Origin of the sequence: Aquipuribacter hungaricus (assembly GCF_037860755.1) — a bacterium.
GTDB classification, from domain to species: Bacteria; Actinomycetota; Actinomycetes; order Actinomycetales; family JBBAYJ01; genus Aquipuribacter; species Aquipuribacter hungaricus.
On sequence record NZ_JBBEOI010000489.1, the window covers coordinates 1 to 773 of the forward strand.

Sequence of the window (773 nt, forward strand, 5' to 3'; positions counted from 1 at the left end):
GGCGGCTGGGGCGGGGGCGGCGCACCGACCGTCGTCGCGCTCACGCGCCGGCCCGCCGGGGACGGGCGGGCAGCTCGACCCGCACGGTGCAGCCGGGCCCGGACGGCACGACGCCGATCCGTCCGCCGTGCAGCTGCACCGCCCACCGCGCGATGGCCAGGCCGAGGCCCGTGCCGCCCGTGCTGGTCGCCGCACCCGGGGTCGTGCCGGAGCGGAACCGCTCGAAGACGGCGTCGCGCTCCCCCGCCGGGATGCCGGGGCCGTCGTCCTGGACCTCGAGGACGACGCCGCCGTCCTCGGCGGGCTGCCCGACGACGGCGACCCGGCCGTCGCGGCTGCCGTGGCGCACGGCGTTGTCGAGCAGGTTGGTGAGGACCTGGCGCAGCCGCGCCTCGTCGGCCCACACCGCCAGGTCGGGGGCGACGAGCACGACGACGGGCGGGACCCCGTGGGCGGCGGCGACCTGGCGGGCGACGTCGTCGGCGAGCGCGCCGACGTCCACCAGGGCCGGGTCGACGAGGCCGTCGGTGCCCTCGGCGCGGGCGAGGTCGAGCAGGTCCTCCACGAGGGCGCCGAGCCGCTCGGCCTGCGCGAGGGTCTGGGCGAGCGCCGGGCCGTCGGCGGGGCGGACGCCGTCGACGAGGTTCTCCAGCTCTGCGCGCAGGGCCGCGACCGGGGTGCGCAGCTCGTGGGCGACGTCGGCGAGCAGGGCGCGGCGCTGGGCGTCGGCGGCGGCCAGCTCGGCGGCCATGCCGGTGAACGCCCGGGCGAGC

General features: G+C 80.3%; 1 protein-coding gene. It reads right to left on the bottom strand.

The window, feature by feature from the left end; all coding sequences use genetic code 11:
* Positions 1 to 40: 40 nt before the first annotated feature.
* Positions 41 to 773: sensor histidine kinase (locus tag WCS02_RS20805; protein ID WP_340296213.1), on the bottom strand; the 733-nt coding region annotated here is incomplete at its 5' end.